24 protein-coding genes are annotated in these 25,884 nt (G+C 61.2%); 2 read left to right on the top strand and 22 right to left on the bottom strand.

Features of this window, described 5'->3' with window-relative positions; translation table 11 throughout:
• Positions 1-10: 10 nt before the first annotated feature.
• The 12 genes from AC0JZ4_RS19740 to aptA all read right to left on the bottom strand — a co-directional run bounded on the left by AC0JZ4_RS19740 (position 11) and on the right by aptA (position 11,583).
• Positions 11-1,231, bottom strand: coding sequence for an MFS transporter (locus tag AC0JZ4_RS19740; protein WP_471889041.1), 1,221 nt, complete (start codon positions 1,229-1,231; stop codon positions 11-13).
• An 84-nt stretch (positions 1,232-1,315) separates the two neighbouring features.
• Positions 1,316-2,689 carry an amidase gene (locus AC0JZ4_RS19735; RefSeq protein ID WP_471888202.1) on the bottom strand — a complete coding sequence of 458 codons (1,374 nt, stop codon included), beginning with the start codon at positions 2,687-2,689 and terminating at the stop codon, positions 1,316-1,318.
• Positions 2,690-2,738: 49 nt separating this feature from the next.
• Positions 2,739-3,473: an SDR family NAD(P)-dependent oxidoreductase gene (locus AC0JZ4_RS19730; RefSeq protein WP_471888201.1), complete on the bottom strand. Its 735-nt coding sequence runs from the start codon at positions 3,471-3,473 to the stop codon at positions 2,739-2,741.
• 11 nt (positions 3,474-3,484) lie between these two features.
• The gene (locus AC0JZ4_RS19725; protein ID WP_471888200.1) at positions 3,485-4,246 is read right to left on the bottom strand and encodes an SDR family NAD(P)-dependent oxidoreductase; all 762 of its coding nucleotides are present in this window, start codon (positions 4,244-4,246) and stop codon (positions 3,485-3,487) included.
• Positions 4,243-5,064, bottom strand: coding sequence for a polysaccharide deacetylase family protein (locus tag AC0JZ4_RS19720; protein ID WP_471888199.1), 822 nt, complete (start codon positions 5,062-5,064; stop codon positions 4,243-4,245). The genes AC0JZ4_RS19725 and AC0JZ4_RS19720 overlap by 4 nt, the downstream gene beginning before the upstream one ends.
• 34 nt (positions 5,065-5,098) lie before the next feature.
• A complete protein-coding gene (locus tag AC0JZ4_RS19715; protein WP_471888198.1) occupies positions 5,099-5,887 on the bottom strand; it encodes an ABC transporter permease in 789 nt (262 codons plus the stop codon).
• Entirely contained in the window at positions 5,884-6,747 is an 864-nt protein-coding gene (locus AC0JZ4_RS19710) for an ABC transporter permease (protein ID WP_471888197.1), read from the bottom strand. The genes AC0JZ4_RS19715 and AC0JZ4_RS19710 overlap by 4 nt, the downstream gene beginning before the upstream one ends.
• Entirely contained in the window at positions 6,744-7,832 is a 1,089-nt protein-coding gene (locus AC0JZ4_RS19705; RefSeq protein WP_471888196.1) for an ABC transporter ATP-binding protein, read from the bottom strand. Before AC0JZ4_RS19705 ends, AC0JZ4_RS19710 begins: the two co-directional genes overlap by 4 nt.
• 52 nt (positions 7,833-7,884) lie before the next feature.
• Complete coding sequence (locus tag AC0JZ4_RS19700) at positions 7,885-8,898, bottom strand: ABC transporter substrate-binding protein (protein WP_471888195.1); 1,014 nt, start codon at positions 8,896-8,898, stop codon at positions 7,885-7,887.
• 168 nt (positions 8,899-9,066) lie between these two features.
• Positions 9,067-9,603, bottom strand: coding sequence for a MarR family winged helix-turn-helix transcriptional regulator (locus tag AC0JZ4_RS19695; RefSeq protein ID WP_471888194.1), 537 nt, complete (start codon positions 9,601-9,603; stop codon positions 9,067-9,069).
• Positions 9,604-9,759: 156 nt separating this feature from the next.
• Positions 9,760-10,149 (bottom strand): tautomerase family protein, encoded by a 390-nt coding sequence (locus AC0JZ4_RS19690; RefSeq protein WP_471888193.1) that lies wholly within the window; start codon positions 10,147-10,149, stop codon positions 9,760-9,762.
• 99 nt (positions 10,150-10,248) lie between these two features.
• Complete coding sequence (gene aptA / locus AC0JZ4_RS19685; RefSeq protein ID WP_471888192.1) at positions 10,249-11,583, bottom strand: omega-aminotransferase AptA; 1,335 nt, start codon at positions 11,581-11,583, stop codon at positions 10,249-10,251.
• 142 nt (positions 11,584-11,725) lie between these two features.
• Between aptA and AC0JZ4_RS19680 the strand changes: the two genes are divergently transcribed.
• Entirely contained in the window at positions 11,726-12,274 is a 549-nt protein-coding gene (locus AC0JZ4_RS19680) for a cupin domain-containing protein (RefSeq protein ID WP_471888191.1), read from the top strand.
• 504 nt (positions 12,275-12,778) lie between these two features.
• Here the strand turns inward: AC0JZ4_RS19680 and AC0JZ4_RS19675 are convergent.
• On the bottom strand, positions 12,779-13,882 hold the full coding sequence (locus AC0JZ4_RS19675; RefSeq protein WP_471888190.1) for an NADH:flavin oxidoreductase/NADH oxidase: 1,104 nt from the start codon (positions 13,880-13,882) through the stop codon (positions 12,779-12,781).
• Between the two features lie 209 nt (positions 13,883-14,091).
• Here AC0JZ4_RS19675 and AC0JZ4_RS19670 point away from each other — a divergent pair, with 209 nt between their 5' ends.
• Complete coding sequence (locus AC0JZ4_RS19670; protein WP_471888189.1) at positions 14,092-14,451, top strand: ArsR/SmtB family transcription factor; 360 nt, start codon at positions 14,092-14,094, stop codon at positions 14,449-14,451.
• 201 nt (positions 14,452-14,652) lie between these two features.
• Here the strand turns inward: AC0JZ4_RS19670 and AC0JZ4_RS19665 are convergent, their stop codons facing one another.
• From AC0JZ4_RS19665 to AC0JZ4_RS19625, 9 genes are all read right to left on the bottom strand, one after another.
• The gene (locus AC0JZ4_RS19665) at positions 14,653-16,260 is read right to left on the bottom strand and encodes a GMC family oxidoreductase (RefSeq protein WP_471888188.1); all 1,608 of its coding nucleotides are present in this window, start codon (positions 16,258-16,260) and stop codon (positions 14,653-14,655) included.
• Entirely contained in the window at positions 16,257-17,669 is a 1,413-nt protein-coding gene (locus tag AC0JZ4_RS19660) for an FAD-binding oxidoreductase (RefSeq protein WP_471888187.1), read from the bottom strand. The genes AC0JZ4_RS19665 and AC0JZ4_RS19660 overlap by 4 nt, the downstream gene beginning before the upstream one ends.
• Positions 17,666-18,481, bottom strand: a complete 816-nt coding sequence (locus AC0JZ4_RS19655) for a shikimate dehydrogenase family protein (protein WP_471888186.1) — start codon at positions 18,479-18,481, stop codon at positions 17,666-17,668. Before AC0JZ4_RS19655 ends, AC0JZ4_RS19660 begins: the two co-directional genes overlap by 4 nt.
• Before the next feature lie 51 nt (positions 18,482-18,532).
• Complete coding sequence (fabG, locus tag AC0JZ4_RS19650) at positions 18,533-19,342, bottom strand: 3-oxoacyl-ACP reductase FabG (protein ID WP_471888185.1); 810 nt, start codon at positions 19,340-19,342, stop codon at positions 18,533-18,535.
• Positions 19,343-19,344: 2 nt separating this feature from the next.
• A complete protein-coding gene (locus AC0JZ4_RS19645) occupies positions 19,345-20,049 on the bottom strand; it encodes an ABC transporter ATP-binding protein (RefSeq protein WP_471888184.1) in 705 nt (234 codons plus the stop codon).
• Positions 20,036-21,814, bottom strand: coding sequence for a branched-chain amino acid ABC transporter ATP-binding protein/permease (locus AC0JZ4_RS19640; protein ID WP_471889040.1), 1,779 nt, complete (start codon positions 21,812-21,814; stop codon positions 20,036-20,038). The genes AC0JZ4_RS19645 and AC0JZ4_RS19640 overlap by 14 nt, the downstream gene beginning before the upstream one ends.
• A gap of 46 nt (positions 21,815-21,860) precedes the next feature.
• Positions 21,861-22,748, bottom strand: coding sequence for a branched-chain amino acid ABC transporter permease (locus AC0JZ4_RS19635; RefSeq protein WP_471888183.1), 888 nt, complete (start codon positions 22,746-22,748; stop codon positions 21,861-21,863).
• Positions 22,749-22,858: 110 nt separating this feature from the next.
• Positions 22,859-24,061, bottom strand: coding sequence for an ABC transporter substrate-binding protein (locus AC0JZ4_RS19630; RefSeq protein WP_471888182.1), 1,203 nt, complete (start codon positions 24,059-24,061; stop codon positions 22,859-22,861).
• Positions 24,062-24,107: 46 nt separating this feature from the next.
• Positions 24,108-25,853 (bottom strand): acetolactate synthase catalytic subunit, encoded by a 1,746-nt coding sequence (locus tag AC0JZ4_RS19625; protein WP_471889039.1) that lies wholly within the window; start codon positions 25,851-25,853, stop codon positions 24,108-24,110.
• Positions 25,854-25,884 lie beyond the last annotated feature (31 nt).

Here is a 25,884-nt window from a genome sequence, read left to right as displayed (position 1 = left end):
CTTCCGTCGTTTATGAGTGTGTTGTCTGCGCCTCGTTCTGCCTGCAGGACCAGGCGAGAAGGAAGCAGATTGCGATGCAAAGGGCAACGAGGCCCGTCACGCCGGGCCATGCGCCGATTTCCCACAGCAGGCCGCCGACCCAGCCGAGAATGGCGCCGCCCATGTAGTAGGAAAAGAGATAGAGCGATGAGGCCTGCGCCTTCGCATGTGTCGCCTGCCGGCTGACCCAGCCGCTGGCGACCGAGTGCGAGGCGAAAAAGCCGATGGTGAAAATGACGAGACCAGCAAGTACGACCGGCAGCGTTTCGGAAAGCATAGCCAGTATACCGACCAGCGTCGTCGCCGTGGCGGTCATCAGCACCGAACGGCGCCCGAACCGATCGGAAAGCGATCCGGCAACGGTGGAACTCGTGATGCCGACGATATAGACGCTGAACAGCAGTCCGACGATGCTCTGGCTGAGCCCGAAGGGCGGCGCGAGCAGCCGGTAGCTGAGATTGTTGTAGATGGCGACCAGCGTTCCCATCAGAAGAAAACCGGCGATATAGAGACGAAGCTGGACCGGATCGCGCAGATGCGAGGCGTAATTGGCAAGGATCTGCCGGGGAACCGGCGCATGGCGAACGAAATGCCGCGATGCCGGCAGCAACCAGATGAAGGCAGCCGCTGAAAACAGGCTGACGATACCGATGGCAAGCATGGCCTGATGCCAGTTGCCGTAATCCAGCATAACGCCCGCGATGACCCGGCCGGCCATGCCGCCGATTGCTGCGCCACTGACATAAAGGCCGATGGCAAAGCCCGCCTGCCGGCGGTCGATTTCTTCCGCCATATAGGCCATGGCGACGGCAGGCACGCCGGAAAAGGTCGCGCCCTGCAGTGCGCGGAAAAGCAGAAATGTCGACCAGGTTTCGGAAAAGGCCGAAGCGATCGTCAAAAGCGACGAGATCACCAGCGAGGCCGCCATCACCGGCTTGCGGCCGACGACCTCCGAAAGCGCGCTGGTCACCGGCATGAGAATGGCGAGCATGGCGATATTGATCGACAGCGCCAGACTGGCGGCCGCCGCATCGATGCCGAATTCCTCGGAAAACACCGGCATCAACGGCTGCACGCAGTTCATCAACGCAAAAGTGGAAAAACCGGCGGCGACCATCGAGACCGCTACACGACGGAACGGCCCGCTTCCGCGACGGATAAAGGCGTCGTCCGACATGGGCCGTTCCAACATGTTCACCGGTATGCTCCTTTCGCGCGCCGTGGATGCCGACAGCAAACCACGGACACGCCGGTCTTTCAAACAGAGGCCATAGCCTCAAAGAACGGCTTCGGTCAGGCCCGCGACATCGAGCAGGTACAGTTCCTGATACCAGCTGGTCATGATCTGCAGGCCGATCGGCAAACCGTTCGCAGCCTTGCCGCACGGCATCGAGATGGCCGGATGGCCGGTAAGGTTGAGCGGGAAGGTGAACGGATACCAGGCGCCACGCACCGTACCGCACATTTTGCCCTCGATCTCGATCTCGCCATGGGTATCTACAGTGATCGGCAGCGGCGGTGCCGTCAGCACCGGAGAGACGATGACGTCGTATTTTGCCAGCGCTTCCTGCAGCTTGCGGAAGAAGGCGGTTCGCGCAAAGGCGGCATCTGCCACCTCCAACGCGCCTCGCTTGCGGCCCTCTTCGATGCGGTCGACCAGGGTATCGTCCATCACATCGCGGAATTTTTCCAAGTGAAGGCCGACGCGGCCGGCAAGTCCGACGCTCAGCACCGTCATGAAGGCTGGTTCCATCGCCTTGAAATCGATGTCGATTTCCTCCACGATCGCACCGGCGGCGGCCATCTTTTCGACCGCGGCCCTGGTGACGGCTGCGACTTCGCGGTCGACGCGGGCACCGCCCGTCGGCAACCAGCCGACCTTGACGCCCTTCAGCGAGGCCGCCTTTTTCTGCATCGGCATCTCGGCCTGCCCATAGGGGTCGCGGCTGTCGAACCCGGCAATCGCGTCGAAGAACAGCGCCGTATCGGCAACGTCACGCGCCATCGGCCCCACATAGGAATTGGCGCCGAACATGTCCGGCAATTGCAGGTGCGGGATGGTGCCAAGCGTTGCCTTCAAACCGACGATACCGCAGCAGGCAGCCGGAATGCGGATCGATCCGCCACCATCGGTGCCGAGCGCGAGCGGTCCCATCTTGGCGGCGATCGCAACGGCTGCGCCGCTGCTGGAAGCGCCCGGCGAAAATTCCGGATGGGTCGGATGCAGGGTGCGGCCGGTCAGCGGCGAGGTCGCCGACGGCTTGTGGCCGAACTCCGGTGTCGTCGTCTTGCCGATCAGGATGGCGCCGGCCTTCTTCGAGCGGGCGATGGACACGGCATCTTCCGGCGGCACGAAATCGGCAAAGATTTTCGAGCCGTTGGTGGTGCGCACGCCAGCGGTGTTGAGCATGTCCTTGGCGGAATAGGGAACGCCGTGCAGCGGCCCAAGCGCCTCGCCCGCCATCACCATCTTTTCCGCCTGCCGGGCTTCCGCCAGCGCCCTTTCGCCCGTAACGGTGACGAAGGCGTTCAGCGCGCTGCCGGCTTCGATACGATCCAGTGCCGACCTGACGGCATCGACCGGAGAAATTTCCTTGTTGCGGATGGCCGCTGCAAGCGCGACGGCGGACAGATCGTGTATCTCGGACATGGGATGACCTTGTAAAGCGGACGAGGTTGTTGGTCGAACGGCGGCTCGATCAGATGAAGTTGCGGCCGCCGTTGATGGCGATCGTCTGTCCCGTGACGAAGCGCGCTTCATCGCTGGCGATATAGGCGACCAGGCCGGCGACATCTTCCGGCTCGGCAATAAAGCCGACCGGGGTTGCATCGACGAGCGTCTTCAATGTCGACGGCGGTATCTTCTGGTGAGCGCGGGTGGCAATCGCGCCGGGTGCCACGACATTGACGGTAACGCCATGGGGCGCCATTTCGCGAGCCAGCGCGCGGGTAAAGCCAACGATCCCCATCTTGACGCCGGCATAATCGGCGAGATTGAGATCGCCGGAAAACGCCGCGTCGCTAGACATGTTGACGATCCGCCCCTTGCCCCGTGCCTGCATTTTCGGTGCGATCATGCGGCAGCAGCGCATGGTCGTCATCAGGTTGATCTCGACGACAAAACGCCAGACGTCCTCGTCGGAATCGACGAACAGGCTCGCCCGCTCGCGACCGCCCTGCCCGACATTGTTGAACAGCACGTCGATCTCGCCCATCTCCTGCTCGACCTTGGCAAAGAAGCCTTCCAGCACCGCCTTGTCGGTGCAGCTGCCGGCGACGGACATCAGGCCATCGATCTTGTCGGTGTCTTGAACCTCGTCCAGATCGAGCACGGCGACGCGAGCTCCTTCGGCCACGAAGCGCTTGGCCGTTGCCAAGCCGATCCCGTGCGCGCCGCCGGTAACGACGACGACCTTGTCGCTATAACGCATCATGTCTTGTTCCTTCAGTGAAACACGCGCCCGCCGTCGACGGCAAGGGCGGAGCCGGTGATGTAGCTTGCCGCCGGAGAAGCGAGGAAAACGATGGCTTCGGCAAGTTCACGCGGATCGGCGATGCGCTTCAGCGCATAACGTGCCTTGATCTGCTCGAGCCGGCCGGCCGGATCAGGGTTGTTTTCATAGCTGGTGCGGAAAAGCGGTGTGTCGACCGCGCCGGGGCATACCGTGTTGACGCGAATGCCGTGCGACGCCCATTCCATGGCGAGCGTCTTGCTCATCATGACGATGCCGGCCTTGGCGGTGCAATAGGCGGTGCGATTGGGAAGCGGCACGAGACCGGCCCCCGAAGACAGGTTGACGATCACCGCCGCCTTCGATTTCGTCAGATGCGGGAAGGCAAGCTGGCTGGTGCGCATTGGGCCGGTCAGGTTGACGCCGATAACCCGGTCCCATTCGGCCCCGGTCATCATTTCCATCGGCTTTTCGAGATCGATACCGGCGCAATTGATCAGTCCATCGAGCCCGCCGAGGCTCGAGATCGCCTGTTCGACGGCTGCTTCGAAACCAGCATGATCGAGAAGATCAGCCTTCAGGCCGGCGAAGATGGCAGGTCCGATTTCGCTCACCGCCCGGTCGAGGCCGGACTGGTCACGGTCGATGATCGCCACCTTGGCGCCACGCTCGGCCAGCAGTTTTGCCGTGGCAAAACCGATGCCGGCACCGCCGCCGACGATCAGGAATTTCAGTCCTTCGACCTGGTCGCTCATGCCGCCTGCCTCTTGAGAAGCATGCGCATGTCGTCGCTGATTGCATCGCAACGGTCGATCCAAAGGCCGGAATGCGAGGTGACGTAATCGAGGAACTTGCCGAGCAACTTGGCGCCGGACGGCTGGCCGATGAATTCCGGATGGCAAGCGAGAACCATCATGCGGTCTTCCGCATAAAGCGTATCGAATTCCCAAGACCAGATGTCGAGCACGTCCTTGGGGTTGGTGATCGTGCGGCCTGGCAGGATCTTCGAGAACTGGAAGAACGGCGAATCCGTCAGGATGTAGCGGAAAGGCAGTTCGACGATGTCGGTCTGCTTGTCGCGGATGTTCAGCAGGTAAGGTGCGTCGTTGTCGAAGAAGTTCGAGGAATAGTCGAACTTGTATTTCAGCATCAGATCCATCGTGTGGCTGGTCACTTCAGCCGCCGGCGAACGCCAGCCTCGCGGCGCGCTGCCGGTTGCCTTGACGATGGCCTGGTAGCCCTTCTCCATCTCCTCGAGCTCTTCTTCAGGAGAGAGATTGACGATCCAGCGATGGGTGTGGCTGTGGTGGGCGATCTCGTGGCCTTCCTTCAGCAGCGCGTCGATGACTTCCTGATGCGCCTCGACGACCTGGCCTGGAATGAAGAAGGTCGACTTGATGTCATAGCGACGCAGGACGTCCATGACGCGCCAGACACCGACTTTCCAGCCGTAGGCGCCCTGGGACATCAGGATCGGGCGCTTGCCTGCTTCCGGATCGCGTGCGGTCCACATGGTCTCGCAATCGAGATCGAAGGTCAGCATCAGGGGAAAGCCCTTGCTCGTATAGGCCATTGGTATGCTCCTTAAATTTGATCTGTGCGCCCGGTCAGAAGAACCGGGTGAAATTGACCCAGCGCTGGGCCACCATGAGAATAATTGCGGTGCCGGCGATCATCAGGGTCGATGCGGCGGCTATGCTGGGGTCAACGCCCTGCTCGACAGCTGCAAAGATCTTGACCGGAAGCGTCGTCTGACGCGGCGAGAGAAGGAAGATCGTGACCGGCACGTTGTCGAGCGAGGTGACGAAGGAGAAGATGCCGCCGGCAACGAGACCCGGCCTGAGGATCGGCAGCGTCACCAGCCGGAAGGCGGTGAACCCGGAAGAGCCGAGCACCCTCGCCGCCTCTTCAATCTGCGGGTTCAGACCTGCAAGGCTCGCAAGCGCCGAGCGCACCACATAAGGCAGCGTGATGATCGCATGCGCCAGAACCAGCACAACGAAACTGCCGCGCATGCCCGCCATGCTGACATATTGCAGCAATGCCACGCCAATGACGACGGCCGGGAAGACCAGCGGCGCCATCAGCAGCGAGATGATCGCATCCCTGCCCGGCACCAGCCGATGATGCAGCGCATAGCTGGCGGCCGTGCCAAGGATCAGTGACACGACCGTCGCCGATGCGGCCAGGAACAGGCTGGTGCCTATCGCGCGCAGATAGCTGGCGTCGTTCAGGACGACCGAGAACCAGTCGAGTGTCCAGCCCTGCGGCGGAATGGTCAGGAGAGCCGTGCTGCTGAACGATGCGAGAGCGATGACGACGGTCGGCGCGTTCAGGAAAAGCAAGACAAGGCAGGCAAAGGCGGTCAGAATTACCGAGGGTGTTCGCGCCATCATGCCGAAAATCCTTTCGTCCAGCGTGCGGCAAACCGATTGGCCGCCCAGATCAGAAACAAGGTCAGGAAGGTGAGGACGAAGGCGAGCGCCGCGCCGGCCGGCCAGTTGAGGTCGGTCATGAACTCGTCGTAGATCTGCGTCGCCATCACCTTGTAGGTCGGGCCACCCAGCATGCGCGGCGTCACCAGCGCGCTGATCGTCAGAACGAAGACGAGGATCGATCCGGTAATGATGCCGGGCAGTGCCAGCGGTATGGTGATCGCGAAGAACACGCGGGGTCGGCTGGCAAGCAGCGTCTGTGCGGCAGCTTCGACATCGGCCGGAATATTCTGCAATGCAGGCACAAGAAGCAGAACCATGAAGGGCAGATAGACCTGGGTGAGGCCGATCAGTACGCCGACCAGATTATACATCAGATCCAGCGGTTCGGAGATAAGACCGAGCTGCATCAGGCTGTCATTGACGAGGCCACGTGGCGCCAGCAGGATCATCCAGCCGTAGGAGCGGACGACGACGTTGAGGAGCAGCGGGAAGATGGTCAGCAACAGCACCGCCGTCTGAATCTTCGGGCTTGACCGCACGATGAACAGGGCAAGCGGAAAGCCGATGATCAGGCAGCTTATCGTCACGATGGCACCGAGCGCCAGCGTGCGGGCGATGATCTCCAGATAGTACCCGTCAGACAGGACGGAGACATAGTTGAGGATGCTCCATTCGCTGCCGAAACCCTGCATGGCCTCATAGGATCGCAGGCTCATGATGAACATCAGCACCGTCGGGACCACGAAGCCGATTAAAAGTAGCGCCAGTGACGGAGAAATCAGCGCCGCTCCGGCCTTCGATTTGGGCAACAGCGTCATTCGGCTCCCCCGACCAGTGGCGATACGAAAACCTTGGCAGGATCTATCGAGACACGAACGTCCTGGCCCATTTCCAGTCCGGCAAGCGGACCTGTCGAAGAGGCCTTGGCTAGCAGTTCGATCCGATCGCCGAGGCTGATGAGATACTGGATGGAAGAGCCGGAGAAGATCTTCATCGCAACCTTGCCCGGCACCGAGGTTTCGATCGCTGCGGTCTCGGTCGGATTGAGGGTGATATCCTCCTGGCGAATGACAACGCCGACGGTTTGCCTGGCAAGGAAGCTTACCTTTTCGGCGCGTACTTCCACGCCCGGAGCCAGTTCGACCAAACCGGCCTTGCCCTCGACGCGGCTGACGACGCCATCGAGTTTGTTGGGACTGCCGATGAAGCCGGCGACAAAGCCGTTGGCCGGGTTGAAATAGATTTCTTCCGGCGTGCCGTACTGCTGTATGTCGCCGGAGGCGAGCAGGCAGATCCGGTCGGAGAGCGACATCGCCTCGTGCTGGTCGTGGGTGACGAACACGCTGGTCATGTTCAGTTCCTGCTGCAGCCGCTTCAACTCGATCTGCATTTCGTCACGCAGCATCGCGTCGAGGTTCGACAAGGGTTCATCAAACAGGAGGATGCCCGGACGCGGCGCGATCGAGCGGGCAAGAGCAACACGCTGCTGCTGGCCACCGGAAAGCTGGCGCGGATAACGATCCGCATGCTTGTCGAGGCGAACCCGGGCCAATGCGTCGCGGACACGTTTTTCCAGATCGGAACCGCGGACATTCTGGCGACGCAGGCCGAAGGCGACGTTTTCGAATACAGTCATGTGCGGGAAAAGCGCGTAGGACTGGAAAACCAGACCGATATTGCGCTTGTTCGTCGGCAGCCGCGTCACGTCGCGGCCGCCGATCGAAATGTCACCCGAGGTCGGCTCAAGCAGGCCGGCCACCATTCTGAGGATCGTTGTCTTGCCGCAACCCGACGGGCCGAGCAATGAGACGAACTCACCCTCCTTCACATCGAGATTGATGTCGTTGACGATGGTCGTCTGGTGGTAACGCTTGACAAGGGCGCGGATAGAAAGACCTGACACGATGGGGCCGTCCTTGCTTGAGATTCAGATTTTTGGGGCGGGTGGGCCGCAATCAGCGGGTGATTTCACGCTGCCAGCGCTGGCGCCAGGAAGCGACGTCCTTGGCGATCACCGACGGCGACGGGAAGAACAGCTGGCCATACATTTCCGGTGGCACGACCGCGGACGCCTGCTCGTTCAGCGTGACGGTGGTGTTGATGGCACCGGCATACTGGGTTTCGGCAAAGCATTTCTGGACATCGGCGGACAGCAGATTGTCGATATATTGCAGCGCCGCTTCCGGATGCGGGGCTCCCTTGGGAATGACCATCGTCACCTTGATGCCGATGGCACCTTCTTTAGGATAGGCGGTCGCCATGGGCACGCCATTCGCCGCAGCAACGGCCGCCCGGTCGGGATAGAATGGCGCGATGACCACCTCGCCACGCTCGAACATCGAAATGACCTGGTCGGCCTGGGTGTAGAAGGCGACGGCGCCGGGCTTCAGCTTGGCGACGGCCTCAAAACCCTTGTCGAGGTTGGTGAGATCACCACCACCAAGACGATTCATGGCGATAAGGAAGTGGACGCCGGACGTGCCGGAGATATCGGGCAGCGCCATCTTGCCGGCAAATTCGGGCTTGAACAAATCGGCCCACGAAGTCGGTGGGGTCGTGACAATCTTGGGGTTATAGGCGATCGCTGTCGCGCCCCACTGGTACTGGATGAAGTAGTCGCCATCACCGACAACGCCCTGCGCAAGCTGGCCGCCGTTGCTGAGCTTGCTGACATCAAGCTTTTCGAGCAGCCCTTCGGCTGCCAGCTGGGTCGCAAACGAGTCATCGATATAGACGGCATCGAAGTCAGACTGGCCACCGGTCGCGCGGATCATCGAAGCAAACTGTGAAGAGCTTCCCTGCTGTACAGTGACGGTATTGCCGCTCGCCTTGGCATAGGACTGGATATGGCAGGCATCGACCGACCGTGCGAAACTGCCGCCGAACGCGCCAACGACGATGTCTTCGGCGTGAACTGCTGATGCAAGCATGGTGGTGGAGAGGGCAATAGCAAGCAATCTGGACTTCATTGGTGTTCCCCTTTTTGCGTCTGGCTGCTGAGGCCATGGAACACCAAGTCTTGACGGAATGCAATAATATCTTTCATGAAAGATAGCTGAAAGATTTTGCAATTGCTGTTCAGTTCCTAGGCAAACGCCCTCAGGTTAAGCAAACCGAAAATCATGCTCAGCTTGCGGCTACCCTTCCCGCGTGTTCAGCTCGATCGGTCCATGCGGCATGCTGTTGACGATCATGATCCGTCTCAACAGCCCGGAGAGGAAGGTCAGCTCCTCCTTGCTGCACATGCGCACCAGGTAGGTCTCCAGATCCGCATGCGACGGCATCGTCACTTCGCTCAGATCAAAGCCCTGTTCTGTCAGCTCGACGATTGTTCCGCGTCCGTCGCTGGGGTCCACCAGCCTGCGCACATAGCCCTGCGCCTCGACCTTGCGGATAAGGTTGGACACGCCGCCCGACGTAATCAGCAGCGTGTTTTGAAGCTGCGTGGGCGACAGACGGTAAGGCGCTCCGACGCAGCGCAACGTGGCAATGATAGCGTAGGTGGAATATTTGATGCCGAATTTCGCGAGATTGGCGTTCATAGCAGCCATCAGCATCTCGTTGAGATGCAGTATCCGGCCGGTGATCGCCTTACCCGCACAGTCAATTTCCGGGCGTTCTTTTTGCCAATAACTGATCCCGACATCGACAATGTCGGACATCTCATCCATCATAATTTCAGAGCTCCTCGATACGCTTTTTTGCTTACATTTATCTTATTTGAAAGCAAAATTGAAGCTTAGGCAACACGATGAGGCCGAAGATGCGGACATCTTCGGCCTCGACAGATTGTAAGAATATGTATTCACACGATAATCGGCGAACGTGAGCTACAGATCGCCTTCGACGAATTGAGCGCGGCCCAGACCGAACGACCAGTCATCATCCGTATTCTGCACGAATGAAATCATGATGTCGGTCGATTCTATGCCGCACTTTTCTTTCAGGTCGGCGCAGAGATTCTTGTAGAAGGCAAGCTTTGCCTCGCGGCTGCGGGGACGCGATACCACTTCCAGCAGCACGAACTTTTCCGTGCGCGGAATGCCGAGACCGGTGTCGAGGGCCTGCAGGTGCGACGGCTCGTGTTCGGTGAGAATCTGGTAGCGGTCGCCTTCGGGCACTTTGAAGGAACGCACCATCGTATCGTGCGTGGTATCGAGAAAAAGCTTGATCTCTTCCTTCGAGCGGCCCTTGAGCACATGGTATTTCATTAACGGCATCATAGTCTCCGGCGTTGGGCAGTCCTCCTCCCAAAGCTGCGGTTGATTTGATGTGCAAAAACGATCGGACCGGTTGCGCAACACCGGCCCGAAGGAACGTCAGGCGGCGCGCTTCAGGGCATCGCCAAGCATCGATACGATGGAGCCGATCTGCTCGCGCTCGATGATCAAAGGCGGCGACAGTGCGATTATGTCGCCGGTGACGCGGATTAGCAGACCCTTGTTGAAGCAATCGACGAACACGTCATAGGCACGCGTTCCAGGCGCACCGTCGCGCGGGGCGAGTTCGATGGCGCCGACCAGACCGAGATTGCGGATGTCGATCACATGCGGCAGGCCTTTGAGTGAATGAAGTGCATTTTCCCACTCGGTCGCCAGCTCCGCCGCACGGGTCAAAAGACCTTCTTCCTCGTAGATCTCCATGGTGGCGATGCCAGCGGCGCAGGCGACCGGATGGCCGGAATAGGTATAGCCGTGAAACAGTTCGATGGCGTTTTCCGGGCCGGTCATCAGGCCGTCATAGACCTTGCTGCTTGCAAAAACGGCGCCCATCGGGATGGTGCCATTGGTGATGCCCTTGGCGGTGGTGATCAGGTCAGGCACGACGCCGAAGTAATCCGTTGCGAAAGGCGTGCCGAGGCGACCGAAACCGGTGATGACTTCATCGAAGATCAACAGGATGCCATGCTTGTCGGCAATGGCCCGCAGGCGCTCAAGATACCCCTTCGGCGGCAGAATCACACCGGCCGAACCGGACATCGGTTCGACGATGACGGCCGCAATGGTCTCCGCTCCATGCAGCGCGACCAGCCGCTCCAGGTCCTCGGCAAGTTCCAGGCCGTGTACCGGCAGCCCCTTGCTGAAGGCATTGCGATCGATGTCCAGCGTGTGGCGCATGTGGTCGGCGGGGATTTGCGGGAAGACGCGGCGGTTGTTGACGAGGCCGCCCACCGAAATGCCACCGAAACCGACACCGTGATAGCCCTTTTCGCGACCGATGATGCGGGTGCGTGTCCCCTGGCCGATGGCACGCTGGTAGGCGATGGCAATCTTCAGGGCCGTATCGACGGATTCCGAGCCTGAGCCTGTGAAGAACACGCGGTCGAGTTTGCCGGCGGCACCACCCGGCGCATTGGCTGCAAGTTTCGCGGCGAAATCGAATGCGATCGGGTGGCCCATCTGGAAGGTCGGCGCGAAGTCCAGGGTCGCCAGCTGTCGCTCGACCGCCTGGGTGATTTTCTTGCGCCCGTGGCCGGCATTACAGCACCACAGGCCCGCCGTGCCATCCAGCACCTTGTTGCCGTCGACATCGGTATAATACATGCCCTCGGCGGCGGCGAGCAGACGAGGCGCTGCCTTGAACTGCCGGTTGGCCGTGAACGGCATCCAGAAATTGTCGAGATTGACGGTGTTTGAAGTGCCAGCGTAATCCATAAGAAGCTCCATTGGTTCCTATCAGATTGGCTATTTCGCTGAGGCGAACAAGTCCTTTTCTTCTGTCTTTTAATTCATTGATTTTGTTGCAAACGATATCCGTGTTTGTGATATTTCGAACATCGAAAACAGGAGGAATGCCATGTCTGTTGATGTCGGTAGCCGTCTTCGCCAGCTGCGCATGGCGCGCAATCTTTCGCAACGCGAACTGGCAAAGCGGGCCGGTGTGACCAATTCGACGATCTCGCTCATCGAGTCCAATTCGGCCAACCCATCCGTCGGCGCCCTGAAGCGGATCCTTGACGGCCTGTCGATCGGGCTTGCCGAATTTTTCGCCTTCGAGCCGGAAAAGCCGAAACAGGCTTTTTATGCCGCCGAGGATTTGGTCGAGATCGGCAAGGGACCGATATCCTATCGCCAGATCGGCGAAAATCTCTTTGGACGCAGCCTGCAGATCCTCAAGGAGTGTTACCAGCCGGGCGCCGATACGGGAAAGGTACCGCTCGTGCATGAGGGCGAGGAAGGCGGCATCATTCTGTCCGGCCGGCTGGAGGTGACCGTCGAGGACGAGCGGAGGATTCTCGGGCCGGGCGATGCCTATTATTTTGAAAGCCGCAGACCACACCGTTTTCGCTGCGTCGGGCCTGTGCCGTGTGAAGTGATCAGCGCCTGCACGCCTCCCAGTTTCTAATGCCAAAGAGATCTGCGGGAATGCTTATCGTCTAGGGAATGCGGCGGATGTCCCATCCCCGTAGTTTTATAAGTGTGGGGCTCTCACGTCAGGTTCGGTGGCCTCGTATGATACCAGTCACCATTAGCATCCCGCGAGGGCACTGCCGGTGGCAAAACCTGGCATTAGCCCATCCTGGTCGTGGAGATATCCGTTCTGCTGATGTTTGATGTTTGGCAGGATGAGAGGACAGCCAACAGTCTTGTCAAAAAGCGTCCCGTGTCGCCACAGCCACCCGACTTCGGCCACTCATAGTCATTTGCGGCTGGCCGATATCCGAAGAAACAAAAAACTCGGGCGAGGTTTCGCGGATAGTCGGGAACGAACGCCAGTAGCGTAAAGCAGAATCGCCAGGCCCGTCGATCCAGTGGGAAATTTGCGCTCTCAAATCACAGTACGCTCCAAAGCTTGAGCCACATGAAAAGCTCCGCGTGATCGAACGCGGAGCCTTTCGAGTTTCAAACGTTAAACCTTGAACAGCGATTTCAAGGTGGAAGGCTGACTGCGATGGTATTGCGGGGCAGCCGATACCTCTCCGCCAAGCGCGGCCGCGGCGTGCCACGGCCAGCGTGGATCATACAGGATCGTGCGGGCAAGACCGACCAGATCGGCATCGCCTGTCGCCACTATCGCCTCCGCCTGGGCCGGTTCCGTAATCAATCCAACGGCAACGACCGGCATCTTCACCGCGGCCTTAACGGCCCGCGCAAACGGCACCTGATAGCCGGGCGAGATGGCGATGTTCTGATCGACGTGAAGGCCGCCGGTGGATACGTTGATCGCGTCGCAGCCACGAAGCTCCAGAGCCGTTGCGAACTCGATGGTCTGCTCGATATCCCAGCCGCCGTCATGCCAGTCGGTGGCCGAGACACGAACCGTTACAATCTTGTCAGCGGGGAAAGCGGCCCGCACCGCATCGAAGACCTCAAGCGGGAAGCGCATTCGATTTTCAAGGCTTCCGCCATACTCGTCAGTCCGCTGGTTTGAGAGCGGCGAGAGGAACGAGTGCAGGAGGTAGCCGTGTGCAGCATGGATCTGAACGGCGTCGACACCGATACGCGCTGCGCGGGCTGCAGCTTCTGCGAAGGCATCGCGGATAACCTTCATACGCTCGCGGGTAAGCTCAGTCGGAATGCTGTCGGTCGACTTGAAGGGCACCGCAGACGGAGCCTCCGTCTGCCATCCATCCTGGTGATCGGCAGCAAGCTGCGCGCCGCCGCGCCACGGCAGGTCCGAAGACGCCTTCCGGCCGGCATGCGCCAATTGTACGGCAATAGGGATGTTGGACCACTTGCGGACGCCGTCCAGTGTCCGGCGCATAGCTGCCTCTGTGGCATCGTCGTACAGGCCAACATCCGCGTAGCTGATGCGCCCCTCCGGCACGACTGCCGTTGCCTCGATCGTCAGCAAACCGGCGCCGGACAGGGCGAGTTGCCCCAGATGGATCAGGTGCCAATCCGTCATGCATCCGTCGACGGCGGAATAGGTGCACATTGGAGCAATGGTGATACGGTTCTCGAGTTCGAGATTGCGGATCTTGAACGGCGTGAATAGCTGCGGCTGGGGCATTTGGCTTACTCTTAACGTGGCAGGTTTGACGTCTTAACCAAGCCCTCCTTTAACGGAGCGCCAAGTGTGACGCGGGATATCGACCGGTGTCGCCAACATCAGCGAACGACATTGGTATGGCCTACCCCATACCTATTGCCTCTCAAGGTATGCGTCAAGGCGTACCTTTAAGCCTTGCGGACCGCGACTGGTCCAGGTAAAATCTGGCGATGCCAGACCTGCTGCCCCAACCCGCTCGCGACGAGATCGACCTCGGTGTCGTTTTCTCCACGTTGTCCGATCCACTTCGCCGCACCGCCATTGCGATTTTGGCAGCGCTTCCGGATTGCGCGGAGCGCAACTGCGTTTCCTTTGGTTTTCCCGTGGCGAAAGCATCACTCACCCATCATTTCAAGGTTCTCCGCGAAGCTGGGCTGATCAGCCAGGTCGATTACGGAAACAGGCGTGCGTCTTCTCTACGGAAGGAAGACATCGAAGCTCGATTTCCCGGTCTTCTTGCGATGCTGGTAGAGGAACTTGAACGAGACGGTGGCGCCGCAAAAGCTGTGGCGTCAGCCGGCAGGCGCTGAACGAGACAGCGGACAAGAACTGCTGACGAGCAATCCAGCCAAGCACGACCGCGCAGATGATCAGAGTAATAAATCAGGAATTCGAGATTTTTGCGCCCAAACATCATGCGCTGAAATTTCAAGATGACGAATGGGCATACGCCCGCATCAACCGTATCTGACGCCGTCAATTAGGTGCGCGGATATCGTCTTCCAGACCGATTACCTTGCCCCTGCAAGGATCAGATCCGCGCCCTTCTCCGCGATCATGAAAACGGCAGCCTGAGTGTTGCCGGACACCATGGTTGGCATGATCGAGGCATCGACCACGCGTAGCCCTTGTATCCCGTTTACCTTGAGGCTCGGATCGACGACAGCGCCCGGATCGCCTCCCATCCTGCAGGTACCACAGATATGGTAGATGGTCTGGCCGTTGGCGCGGGCAAATTCCAGCCAGTCTTCATCACGCCTGCAATCCGCCCCCGGACTGATCTCTTCATTGCGAAATGCGTCCATTGCGGGCCTCTCAACGATATGGCGGGCGATTTTCATGCCCTCCACCATGGCGCGGCGATCCTCTTCGGCTGCCAGAAAATTTGGCCGGATTAACGGTCCTGTCATTGGATCGGGAGATGCGGCATGGATTGAACCGCGCGACTGGGGCCTCAGTTGCGTTACGCCTATGGTCATGCCGGGTAGCCGATCCAGAATGCGCTCGGCTGCGTTCGCGTAGCTCGCATGCATGAAGAAATATTGCACATCAGGGCCAGCCAGCCCCTCGCGCGTGCGCACGAAACCATGCACCAGCCCTGTGCCGAGCGTCAGGATGCCCTTCCGGGTCGCGGCATATTGTGCAACGGCGCGTGCCAGCTGCAGTCCCCGCGTCTGCTCGTTGAGCGTGACCGGCTGCTTCACCCGCCAGTTCATCCGTGTGCAAAAATGGTCGATATAGTTTTCCCCGACGCCAACAAGCGCGTGCCTCACCGGAATGCCGAGGGTTCGGAGAATATCGGGATTACCGATGCCCGAAAGCTCCAGCAGTTGCGGCGTCTGGGCGGCACCGGCCGCCAGGATCACCTCGCCTTTGGCGACGAAGCGTCGTTCCACTCCCCCGACCCTTGCGGTCACGCCCGTGGTGCGGGTGCCGTCAAGGTCGACACGCAGCACATGGGCATCGGTCAATATCCTCAGATTGGAACGCTTCATCGCAGGTTTCAGATAGGCGTCGGCCGCACTCACACGCCGGCCGTCCTTCTGGTTGACCTGATAATAGCCGAACCCGTCCTGGCTCTCCGCATTGTAATCCGGGTTGCGGGAGTAACCGGCCTCTCCGGCAGCCGCGATGAACGCTTCGCCGATCGTCGGCCTGAGTGCCACCGTCGTCAGCGGCAGTGGCCCGCCACGCGCGCGCAAAGGGCTTGGCGGCCCGTCGAAATCCTCCAGCTTGCGGAAGAAGGGCAGCACGTCGTCGAAACTCCAGCCGCCGCAGCCGGCCTGCGCCCAGCCGTCGTAATCCTGCTGTTGCCCGCGCACATAGATCATTCCGTTGATCAGCGTCGAACCGCCGAGCCCCCTGCCCCGCGGTACCGAGATCACCCGGTTGTTGGTCGCCTCCTCCGGCTCCGACTTGAAACGCCAGTTATAGACCGGATCGACGAGCAGTTTGGAAAAACCCGCCGGTATGCCGATCCAGATGCTGCGTGCGGCACCGCCGGCCTCCAGTAGCAGGACCTTGTGGCGACCGTCTTCCGTCAGCCGGTTAGCGAGCACGCAGCCGGCGTTGCCGCCGCCGACGATGATATAGTCGTAAGCGTCCGATTCCGGGGTCATTCCGCGCCTCCGTCGATCGACGTTTTCGGCAACAGCTTACCGGGATTGAACAGGCCGCCCGGATCGATCGCCTGCTTGATTGCCCGCGAGAGACGCTGCTCGGGCTCTGCCTTGGTGCGCAGCCATTCGGACAACCGGTAGCGGCCGATGCCGTGTTCGGCCGAAATCGAGCCACGATGACGAACGACCATATCGTGGACCGCACGATTGACCGCCTCGTGATCCGCCGCGCCGTTCAACAACACGTTGTAATGGAGGTTGCCGTCACCCAGATGGCCGAAGACGTTGAAACCTGCGCCGGGGCAGGAGGCGGTGACGGCCTCTCCGGCCTCGACGAGAAAGTCTGCCATCGCTGCGAGCGGAACGGAGATATCGTGTTTCAAGCCGCCGCCTTCACGCGCTTCGGCCTCGGTAACGTGTTCGCGCAAAGCCCAGAGCGCCTGTGCCTGCTGGCGGCTGGCGGCAACGACACCATCCAGCGCCAGGCCTCTTTCGAACGCCTCCGTCAGCAATGTTTCCATCGCCGGTTCAAGACCGGAAAGACTGGAGGATGCCTCCACCAGCAGATACCATTCACCGGCAGCGATCGGGCTCTTCAGTCCGGCATGCTTTTCGACCAGACCGATCGAGGTCGCGGAAATCAGCTCGAAGGCCGACAGGGCATCGCCAATCGTGTCCTGAGCCAGCGCAAAAAGGCCGAGCGCGGTCTCGACATCGGCGACCGACAACAGCGCCGTAACGCTTTCGCGCGGCAGAGGCACAAGCCGCAGCACGGCCGCCGTGACGATCCCGAGCGTCCCTTCGGCGCCGATGAAAAGCTGCTTCCAATCGTAGCCGGCATTGTCCTTGCGCAGGTGACGCAAGCCATCGACGATGGTCCCGTCCGCCAGCACGACTTCGAGCCCCAGCACCAGCGCACGGGTCATGCCGTAGCGCAGTACGTTGATGCCGCCGGCATTGGTCGAAACGATCCCGCCGATCATCGCCGAGCCTTCAGCGGCGAGACTGACGGGCAGCAGCCTGCCATGTTTTTCCGCCTCCTGCCTGACTATCTGCAGGATGGCGCCGGCCTCCACCTCTACAGTCATGCCGACCGGGTCGAGACCACGGATCGCCTTCATGCGACCAAGCGATAGAACGATCTCGTCGCCGCCGTCTCCCGGCGTAGCGCCGGTTGCCAGACCGGTATTGCCGCCCTGTGGCACGATCGCCGCGCCGCGATTTCCGGCCGCCTTGATAACAGCGGCGACCTCTGCGGTATTCGCCGGCCGCACGACGCAGAGCGGCGTGCCTGTGACGCTGCGCTTCCAGTCCGTGGCGTAGGCTTCGACATCCGAAGCGGCGGTCAGAACATGGTTCTCACCGCATATACGGCGCAACTCATCGAGAAGTGGACGAAAGTCCGTCATGCGATCGCTCCCATATGCCGGGCCATCAACTCGATCTGGCACTGAAGCATCGGCAGGCCACGCTGGATGCGGCAGCCCTTGGCCTCGGCGGCGCTGAGAAGCGGCGTCATCACCGGGTCCATGATTGCGTCGGCCACAACTTGATCCGGCGAGAGAAGCGAGAAATCCAGCGGCTGGGCATCCTCCGGCTTCATCCCGAGCGATGTGCCGTTGACGACCAGATCGTGCTCGGCAACCGACCGGGCATCGGTCGAAAGCTCCAGCAATGGATGAACTTTTCTCAGTCGGGCAACCAGCGCCTCGGCCTTGTCGAGGCTTCTATTGGCGATCGTCAGGCGGCTTGCGCCCGCATCGGCGAGTGCGAAAGCAATCGCGCAGGCCGCGCCGCCGGCACCTGCGACATAGGCAGCCTTACCGGCGGGATCAAAGCCGGTGACATTCCTGAGTGCTACGACAAAACCGATACCATCCAGCATCGTGCCGACCATTTGCCCATCCGCCTCGCGGCGAACGCAATTGACCGCTCCGATATGCCGCGCCTCTTCTGTGATCTCGTCACAGATTTCGAGCATGGCCGGCTTGTGCGGTACGGTGGCGATAAACCCGCCGAAATTCTCCATCGCCGACAGGCCTGCGACTAGCGTGGCCAGCCCGTCCGGCCTGACGTGGAAAGGGATCAGCACCGCATCCAGTCCGTGACGACGAAATACGTCGGCCATCACCTGCGGCGTCTTCACATGATAAATAGGGTCCGCGAGGATGCCATATATCCGGGTGCGACCGGTGATCTCATGGTCGGTTTGTTCACGCATGTCGGCCCGTTCGATCTGCATTCTTGTCATGTCTATCGCGCCCGGCGGGGTTCAGGTCATATAGAGCCCGCCGGCAACGTCGATCGTCTGGCCGGTGACGAAGCTCGATTCCGGCGAGGTCAGGTAGATCGCGAGATCCGCCACCTCTTCCGGCTGGCCGAGACGCGCGAGCGGTGTCATCTTCACCTGCTCGTCATTGATCTCCTTCGCCACGCCGCGCACCATCGGCGTCTCGATCCGACCGGGTGCCAGAGCATTGACGCGGATGCCGGATGGTCCCAGTTCCGCCGCCAGATGCTTGGTGAAGCCGATCAGCGCCGATTTCGTCGCCGCGTAATGGCATGCGACGATCGGTGAATAGGTCTTGCCGGCAACAGAAGAGAGATTGACGATCCAGCCGCGCTCGGCATCCCGCATCGAGGGTGTCAGCGCCCGGATCGTATTGAAGGCACCCGTCAGGTTGACCGCGACGACGCGGTCCCACTCGGCCGGATTCATTTCCCAGACCTTGTGGGCGACGCCGTCATGCTTGGGCGAGATACCGGCGTTGTTGACGACCGTATCGAAGGCGCCGCCCATTGTGCCGGCGGCCTCGCCCAGCGTCGAGGATACGGCATCATAATCGGCCACATCGAGCATCAGCGGCACGCCGCTTCCGTAACCTTCCGCATCGATCAGCCGTACCGTCTCGGCAATGTCCGCCTCGTTCATGTCGGCCACGCCGACGGTCGCGCCGCGGGCGGCGAAGCCCAGCGCGATCGCCCGCCCGATCCCGCGACCGGCCCCGGTGACGAGCACACGCCGGCCGGCATGGCTGGGGCGATTGGCGATGGATTGCGGATTTTCTTCTCTCTGCGGCATGATCAGATTCCCAGATAAGCTTGGCGGACATGGTCGTTGGTCAACAGCGCTTCCGACGTGTCGGAGAGCACGATCTCGCCGTTTTCGAGTACGTAACCGCGGTCGGAGGCTTTCAACGTGTTGAACACGTTCTGCTCGACGATCAGTACGGTCGTACCGGTCGAGGTGATCGACTCGATGACCTCGAACACCTGCTGGACGATGATCGGTGCAAGGCCCAGCGACGGCTCGTCGAACATCAGGATGCTCGGGCGAGCCATCATCCCGCGGGCGATCGCGACCATCTGCTGCTCACCGCCGGACAGTGATCCGGCGCTCTGGGCAAGCCTTTCGTGCACCCGCGGAAACAGGGAGAGAACATGTTCCAGCGTTTCGGCCTGCCGGCTGCGCGCCTCTCGGCGGTAAGCGCCCATCAGCAGGTTTTCCTCGACCGTCATGTCGGCAAAAAGCTGCCGCCCCTCGGGGATGAGCGTGATGCCGAGATCGACGACCTCATGGGCCGGCATGCTGGTAATGTCGCGATCCTCGAAGAAGATCCTTCCTTCGGTCGGCTGGATCAGCCCCGCGATGGTACGCAACGTCGTGGTCTTGCCGGCGCCGTTAGCACCGACGATCGTCACCACTTCGCCGCGTTTCACCTCCAGCGATACGTCATGGAGGATGCTCGTCGGCCCGTAACCGGCGTGAATGCCTTCAAGCCTCAGCATGGACGAAATCCTTTCCGAGATAAGCTTCGATCACCTGTTTGTCGCGCACTACATCCTGCGGCTTGCCCTCGGCAATGATCTGGCCGGAGCTCAGGACGATGACCCGGTCGGACAGCGACATCACGGCCTGCATCACATGCTCGATCGCGATGATCGACACGCCGGTGTCGCGGATCGACAGCATGAGGTCGATGGCGCGGCGTACATCCGCCTGGTTGATGCCGGCCATCACTTCGTCGAGCAGCAGGATGCGCGGTTTCATGGCCATGACGCGGGCGACTTCGAGGCGCTTCAGGCCGCCGATCGTCAGCCCCCTCGCCTCGGCATTGAGATAGGGTCCAAGCCCCATGCGATGCGCCGTCTCGCGCGCCACATCGCGCGCCTCCCTCACATCCGAATGGCGATGGAAGGCGCCGACCATGATGTTCTCCTCCACCGTCATCGCCGCGAAAGGCTGGACGATCTGGAAGGTGCGGCCGACGCCGATGGCGGCGAAATCGCCTGGCGTCACCGGCATCATCATCGATCCGTCTTGCGCACGCACCTTCACCGTGCCGCTGGACGGCTTCAGGAAGCCTGAGATCATGTTGAAGACGGTCGTCTTGCCGGCACCGTTAGGGCCGATGAGGCCGAGGATCTCGCCCTCCTTCAAGGTCAGACTGACGTCTCGGGTGACATGCAGCCCACCGAAATGCTTGTCGAGATGATCGACGACCAGAAGATCGTTCCCGATCGGTGGCCGGCTGGTGCGGGCCACAGCTGCGATCGGCGCGGCCTGCACACTTTTCTCCTCATTCTTGCCGGCGAAGAACCGCCCGGTAAGACCGACGATGCCGTTCGGCATGAACAGCACGACCAGTACCAGCACGACGCCATAGACGAAGCCGTGCAGGCCGAGCGCCTGAGCGCCGAGCCAGCCGCGGGCAAGCTCCGACAGCGGCACGAGGAAGACCGCGCCGACCAGCGGCCCGAAGATCGTGCCGATACCGCCGATCAGCGCGAACATTGCGATCTGGATCGATGTCGTCAGCGAAAACACCGAACTCGGGTCGATGAACGTCAGATACATGGCGTGAAACGTGCCGATCATCGCCGTCAGGGCTGCCGATGCCGCAACTGCGATCAGACGCACCTTGACCGTGTTGACGCCGGCTGCCTGGGCGGCACTTTCGCGCTCGCGGGTCGCGACGAGATAGAAGCCGAGCCGGTGCGAGCGTATCCACCAGGCGACGCCGAGTGCGACCAGCAGCATGCCGAAGGCGATGAGAAGTCCCGGTGTGCGATCGCGGAAGACCATCCATTCCCAGCCGAATTTCAGCGGGATCATCAGCCCGGTCGCGCCGCCTGTCAGCTCACGGAAATGCAGCGCAAGCACGCGGAACACTTCGAGAAAGGCGATTGTCGCGAGCGAGAAGAACGGCCCGCGCAGCCGGAAACAGGGATAGCTGATCGCGACCGCGACGACCATCGAGACGGCCGCGCCGACGAACATGCCGAGCCAGGGCGATATGCCGAGGTTCATCAAGATGATCCCGGCATAGGCGCCGATGCCATAGAAGATGGCATGGCCAAGCGACAGCTGGCCGGCATAACCGCCAACGATGTTCCAGGCGGTCGAAAGGCCGGCGAAGATGAAGATGGTGACGAATATATGCGAGATGAACTGGTCGCCGATCAGGATCGGGATGACCAGAAGCGCAAGCATGCCTGCGGCGAAAAGGCCGATCCGTTTCCAGTGCAGCGAGTTCGGGCGCGCTTGTGTCATGTCGGTGTCGAGCGTGGTGTCTGTCACGGTCTTCCTCATGGCGCCCTCAGGGCGAAACGTGTGAAAGGGTGAGGCGGTTGCTGAACAGCCCCGAGGGTTTCAGGATCAGGATCAGCAGGAACACGCCGAAGACGACGACCTCCCTGACGTCCGATCCAATGTAGAAGCCGGCAAACGAGTCGATCAGACCGATGATCATCGCGCCTGCGAATGCGCCGGTCAGCGACCCGAGCCCGCCGAGAACGACGACAACGAAAGCAGTCAGGACGAAATAGGTGCCGATATTGGGCGAGGTCGGATAAAGCGGCGCAACCATGGAGGCCGCGAGCCCGACACAGGCCGCGCCGATGCCGAATGTCAGCATGTAGATGCGGTTGACATTGATACCCATCAGCTGCGCCGCCGCCCTGTTCTGCGCCACTGCGCGGATGGCACGCCCGGTCTGGGTGCGCTTCAGGAAGGCCTGCAGGCCGATGACCAGCAGGATGGAGACGCCCAGGATGAGAAGCTGGCCGAGCAGGACGCGAACCGGTCCGAAGGTGATCGGGGTGCGCAGACCGGAAGACGGCGTATTGGCGATGTCTGCACCGAACAGCAGCAGTGCCAGATTGATCAGCGCCGTGGACAGGCCGACGGTGGCGAAGATCTGGATATGGTCGTCCCGCGCCGACATCAGCGGCTGGATGATGAAGCGCTGGGTCGCGACGCCCGCCACGAAGAGAAGCGGTGCCACGATCACCGATGTGAGCAGCGGATGGATGCCGAGCTTGGTGGTGATCAGGTAGACCAGGTACATGCCCAGCATCAGGAATTCGCCATGGGCGAAATTCACCACCTTGACGATACCGAAGATCAGGGTGAGCCCGACGCTGACGATGGCGAAGAGCGCACCGAGCATCAGTCCACTGACGAGCACTTGTAGAAACGTTTCCATCACGCCTCGCTATTACATTCGGGGCCGAAACGGCGGACCGCCTTCGGGATGGCTGCAGGAGTTGTGAAGGCGGGCGGAGGCCCGACGGATGGACCGCCGCCCGCTCGCGTTTACTTCGCGATGCGCAGCGGGCTGACCGCCGCGGCGTCGGGATAAACGGCCACGAGCTTGCCGCCCTGCCATTGCATGCCCATCATCGCGGCCCGTTCGTTCTGGCCGTTCTCGCCGAACTTGATGCCGTAACCGGCAGCCGTCTGACCATCGGGGATGTCGATCGCCTTCACCGCCTCGACGATCGTGTCGGGCTCGAAGCCTTCCGCCTTGCCAATGGCTTCCATAAGCGCCTTGCCGCCCACATAGTTGTTGAGCGAATGGCCCGAGCGGGGCGGAATGCCGTATTTCTTCTTATAGGCCTCGACGAAGCCCTCGAGCCCCGGCGTCGCCGCCGTATTGACGAGGAACTGGGTAAAGTCGACGTCGAGGACGTTCTCGATCACGTCATGCCCCACCGCATCGGCGGTCGGTTGCATCGAGTAACCACCGCCCCCGCCGATGACCGCGGAAGGCTTGTAACCCGCCTCGTTGGCCTGCTGCAGGAAGAGCACGGAATCGTTCTGGTAGGAGGTCTGCAACACCACGTCGGCGCCGGCCTGCTTCAACTGCAGGACCAGCGAGGACATGTCGACGGTCGCTGCCGGATAACCGGAAGAGAGCACGACGTTGAGGCCCTTCTGCTTGGCATAGTCGGCCTGGTGCTTTGAGACCGACGTGCCGTAGCTCGAATCCTCGTAGATGATGCCGATCTTGAGATCGGTCGGCTGCTTATCGAGACCCGGAGCCACCTTCTCGACCACCATGTCGATCACCATCGCGCCCATGTCCTTGGCATAGGGGTTGGTGCGGAACATGTATTGCAGGCCGCGGCTGGTGACTTCGTCCGCCACCGCGCCGAGCTCGAAATAGGGAATGCCGGAAAGCTCGGCGACCTGGCTTGCAGCGATCGAGCGCGCCGAGGAATAGGTACCGAAAATTGCGGAAACCTTTTCCAGCGAGATCAGCCGGCGGGCTTCGCCGATCGCCTGGTTGTTGTCGACGGCGTCACCCTTCACCAGAACGACCTTCTCGCCCTGGATGCCGCCGGCGGCATTGATTTCATCAACGGCGATCTCCAGACCGCGCGCACTCTCCTCCCCGAGAAGCGCGAGCTGACCGCTGAACGGATAAAGTGCACCGAACTTGACGTCGGCATGGGCTGCGGATGCCGACAGCACGATCGCTGCGGCGGTCATTTTCAACAAGTTCGGCAATTTCATCTTTTCCTCCCGTGAAAAGCCGTGGTCTGCTGCAATGCGACTTTCGTCAGTAGTCCAGCGCCTCCTTGCCCTGGAAACTGGTAATCGGCGGATGCGCCCGCTCGTCTGTCACGACGTCGATGACGGTCAACGTCTCGGCCGCCAGCGCCTCCTTCAGGGCCGGCAGAAAATCCTCCGGCTTCTCGACGCGTACACCGCGGCAGCCTACCGCCCCGGCAATCGCCGCGTGGTCGACGGCCTCGAAGTCGCAGACATCCGTGAAGTTGCCGAACAGGCTCAGCTCGGCATGTTTCTGGTAACCGAGGATCTGATTGTTGAGCACGATCAGCACGACCGGCAGCTTCATGCGCCGCGCAGTCTCCATCTCCGACCAGACATGGCCGAACCCGCCGTCGCCGGTGAGGCAGATCACCGGTGCGTCGGGGCGCGCCGTCTTGGCGCCGAGCGCGTAAGGCAGGCCCCAGCCGAGACCGGCAATGCCGCGCGGCGTGATGAAACGCTGGCCGGCCTGGCGGGCGGTCAGGAAGTTGGCAACCCAGATCGACGAATAGCTCGCATCGGCAACGACGATGCTCTCCGGCGTCAGCACCGTATCGAGATCGGCCATCAGCCTTTCCGGACGGATGGGGGCGGCATCCATGTTCACCAGTGCCTTCATGTCTTCCTGATGGGCGGTGCGACCGGAGGCGATCTTTTCCTCCAGCGCCTTGCGGCGGCCGGCAATGGCCGAAAGATCATGGCCCTTCAGTGCCTCGGTAAGTGCCGCGACAGTCAATTTGGCATCGCCTGCGAGACGCAGCGCTTCGTAATTGCGGCCGATCTCACCACCATCGATATCGAGATGGATGAATTTTGCGTTCTTCGGATAGAGCGACCAGCTGTCAGTGCCGTTCTGGTTGGTGCGGTTGCCGACAAGCAGAACAACGTCCGCTTCTGTGACGAGGTCGCGCAGATGCGACGTGCGTCCCCGCGGCGCCATGAAATAGCCGACCACGCCGACGGAGAGCGAGTTGGTCTCATCGACCGCCCCCTTGCCCATAACCGTCGTCGCAACCGGCAGGCCAAGTGCCTGTAGCGCAGTGACTTCCGCAGCCGCCTGCGAGGCATGCACGCCGCCGCCTGCAATCACGATCGGCCGTGCAGCCCCGGCGATCAGCTTGGCCGCCTCGGCGACGCGCGCCGGATCGGCGACCGTGCGATCGAGCGGGAATGTGCCAAGCGTCGCATCACGGCGCGGCGCGGCAGGGTCGATGTCCGGCCGTTCATCCAGAACATCGAGCGGCACGAGCAGGACGACGGGTCCGGGTCTGCCGGTCGCGGCAGCGGCGAAGGCCATGTCGACATAGTCGTCGATGCGTGCGGGATCGGCGATCCGGCGTACCCATTTGGCCACGCCGCCGAAAAGGGCAAAATGATCCAGTTCCTGGAAGGCGTTCTTGTCGGTGAACCGGCGGGCAACATCCTGCACGATGGCGACGATCGGGATCGAGGCCTTCAACGCTTCCGCAAGGCCGGGAACCAATAGGGTCGCCGCCGGGCCGTTTTGCGCCGTGACCACGGAAACCTTGCCGGAGACGCGGGCAAACGCATCCGCCATCGCCGCCCCGGCATTTTCGGTGCGGTAGCCGATCTGCCGGATGCCGTAATCGGGCGCGGCAAGGAACAGAGCTGACGGAATGCTCTGCCCGAAAACCTCCTTCACTCCGTGACGGCTGAGGGCCGCCGCCAGAACATGCGCTCCGGTCATGTTGTTGGCGGCTGTCTGCGCCTCTGGCTTGCTCATGACGTTCATACCCATTTCCTCTCCCTAAACAGGACCGTGA

Source organism: [Rhizobium] kunmingense (assembly GCF_977018605.1).
Note: the sequence above shows the minus strand (reverse complement) of the source record. Positions and strands in the feature narration are given on the sequence as shown.

Excerpts from the sequence above, each read along its gene's own strand:
- AC0JZ4_RS19740 (WP_471889041.1), bottom strand. The coding sequence starts at position 1,231 with ATGTTGGAACGGCCCATGTCGGACGACGCCTTTATCCGTCGCGGAAGC.
- AC0JZ4_RS19735 (WP_471888202.1), bottom strand. The coding sequence starts at position 2,689 with ATGTCCGAGATACACGATCTGTCCGCCGTCGCGCTTGCAGCGGCCATC.
- AC0JZ4_RS19730 (WP_471888201.1), bottom strand. The coding sequence starts at position 3,473 with ATGATGCGTTATAGCGACAAGGTCGTCGTCGTTACCGGCGGCGCGCAC.
- AC0JZ4_RS19725 (WP_471888200.1), bottom strand. The coding sequence starts at position 4,246 with ATGAGCGACCAGGTCGAAGGACTGAAATTCCTGATCGTCGGCGGCGGT.
- AC0JZ4_RS19720 (WP_471888199.1), bottom strand. The coding sequence starts at position 5,064 with ATGGCCTATACGAGCAAGGGCTTTCCCCTGATGCTGACCTTCGATCTC.
- AC0JZ4_RS19715 (WP_471888198.1), bottom strand. The coding sequence starts at position 5,887 with ATGATGGCGCGAACACCCTCGGTAATTCTGACCGCCTTTGCCTGCCTT.
- AC0JZ4_RS19710 (WP_471888197.1), bottom strand. The coding sequence starts at position 6,747 with ATGACGCTGTTGCCCAAATCGAAGGCCGGAGCGGCGCTGATTTCTCCG.
- AC0JZ4_RS19700 (WP_471888195.1), bottom strand. The coding sequence starts at position 8,898 with ATGAAGTCCAGATTGCTTGCTATTGCCCTCTCCACCACCATGCTTGCA.
- AC0JZ4_RS19695 (WP_471888194.1), bottom strand. The coding sequence starts at position 9,603 with ATGATGGATGAGATGTCCGACATTGTCGATGTCGGGATCAGTTATTGG.
- AC0JZ4_RS19690 (WP_471888193.1), bottom strand. The coding sequence starts at position 10,149 with ATGCCGTTAATGAAATACCATGTGCTCAAGGGCCGCTCGAAGGAAGAG.
- aptA (WP_471888192.1), bottom strand. The coding sequence starts at position 11,583 with ATGGATTACGCTGGCACTTCAAACACCGTCAATCTCGACAATTTCTGG.
- AC0JZ4_RS19680 (WP_471888191.1), top strand. The coding sequence starts at position 11,726 with ATGTCTGTTGATGTCGGTAGCCGTCTTCGCCAGCTGCGCATGGCGCGC.
- AC0JZ4_RS19675 (WP_471888190.1), bottom strand. The coding sequence starts at position 13,882 with ATGCCCCAGCCGCAGCTATTCACGCCGTTCAAGATCCGCAATCTCGAA.
- AC0JZ4_RS19670 (WP_471888189.1), top strand. The coding sequence starts at position 14,092 with ATGCCAGACCTGCTGCCCCAACCCGCTCGCGACGAGATCGACCTCGGT.
- AC0JZ4_RS19665 (WP_471888188.1), bottom strand. The coding sequence starts at position 16,260 with ATGACCCCGGAATCGGACGCTTACGACTATATCATCGTCGGCGGCGGC.
- AC0JZ4_RS19660 (WP_471888187.1), bottom strand. The coding sequence starts at position 17,669 with ATGACGGACTTTCGTCCACTTCTCGATGAGTTGCGCCGTATATGCGGT.
- AC0JZ4_RS19655 (WP_471888186.1), bottom strand. The coding sequence starts at position 18,481 with ATGCGTGAACAAACCGACCATGAGATCACCGGTCGCACCCGGATATAT.
- fabG (WP_471888185.1), bottom strand. The coding sequence starts at position 19,342 with ATGCCGCAGAGAGAAGAAAATCCGCAATCCATCGCCAATCGCCCCAGC.
- AC0JZ4_RS19645 (WP_471888184.1), bottom strand. The coding sequence starts at position 20,049 with ATGCTGAGGCTTGAAGGCATTCACGCCGGTTACGGGCCGACGAGCATC.
- AC0JZ4_RS19640 (WP_471889040.1), bottom strand. The coding sequence starts at position 21,814 with ATGACACAAGCGCGCCCGAACTCGCTGCACTGGAAACGGATCGGCCTT.
- AC0JZ4_RS19635 (WP_471888183.1), bottom strand. The coding sequence starts at position 22,748 with ATGGAAACGTTTCTACAAGTGCTCGTCAGTGGACTGATGCTCGGTGCG.
- AC0JZ4_RS19630 (WP_471888182.1), bottom strand. The coding sequence starts at position 24,061 with ATGAAATTGCCGAACTTGTTGAAAATGACCGCCGCAGCGATCGTGCTG.
- AC0JZ4_RS19625 (WP_471889039.1), bottom strand. The coding sequence starts at position 25,853 with ATGAACGTCATGAGCAAGCCAGAGGCGCAGACAGCCGCCAACAACATG.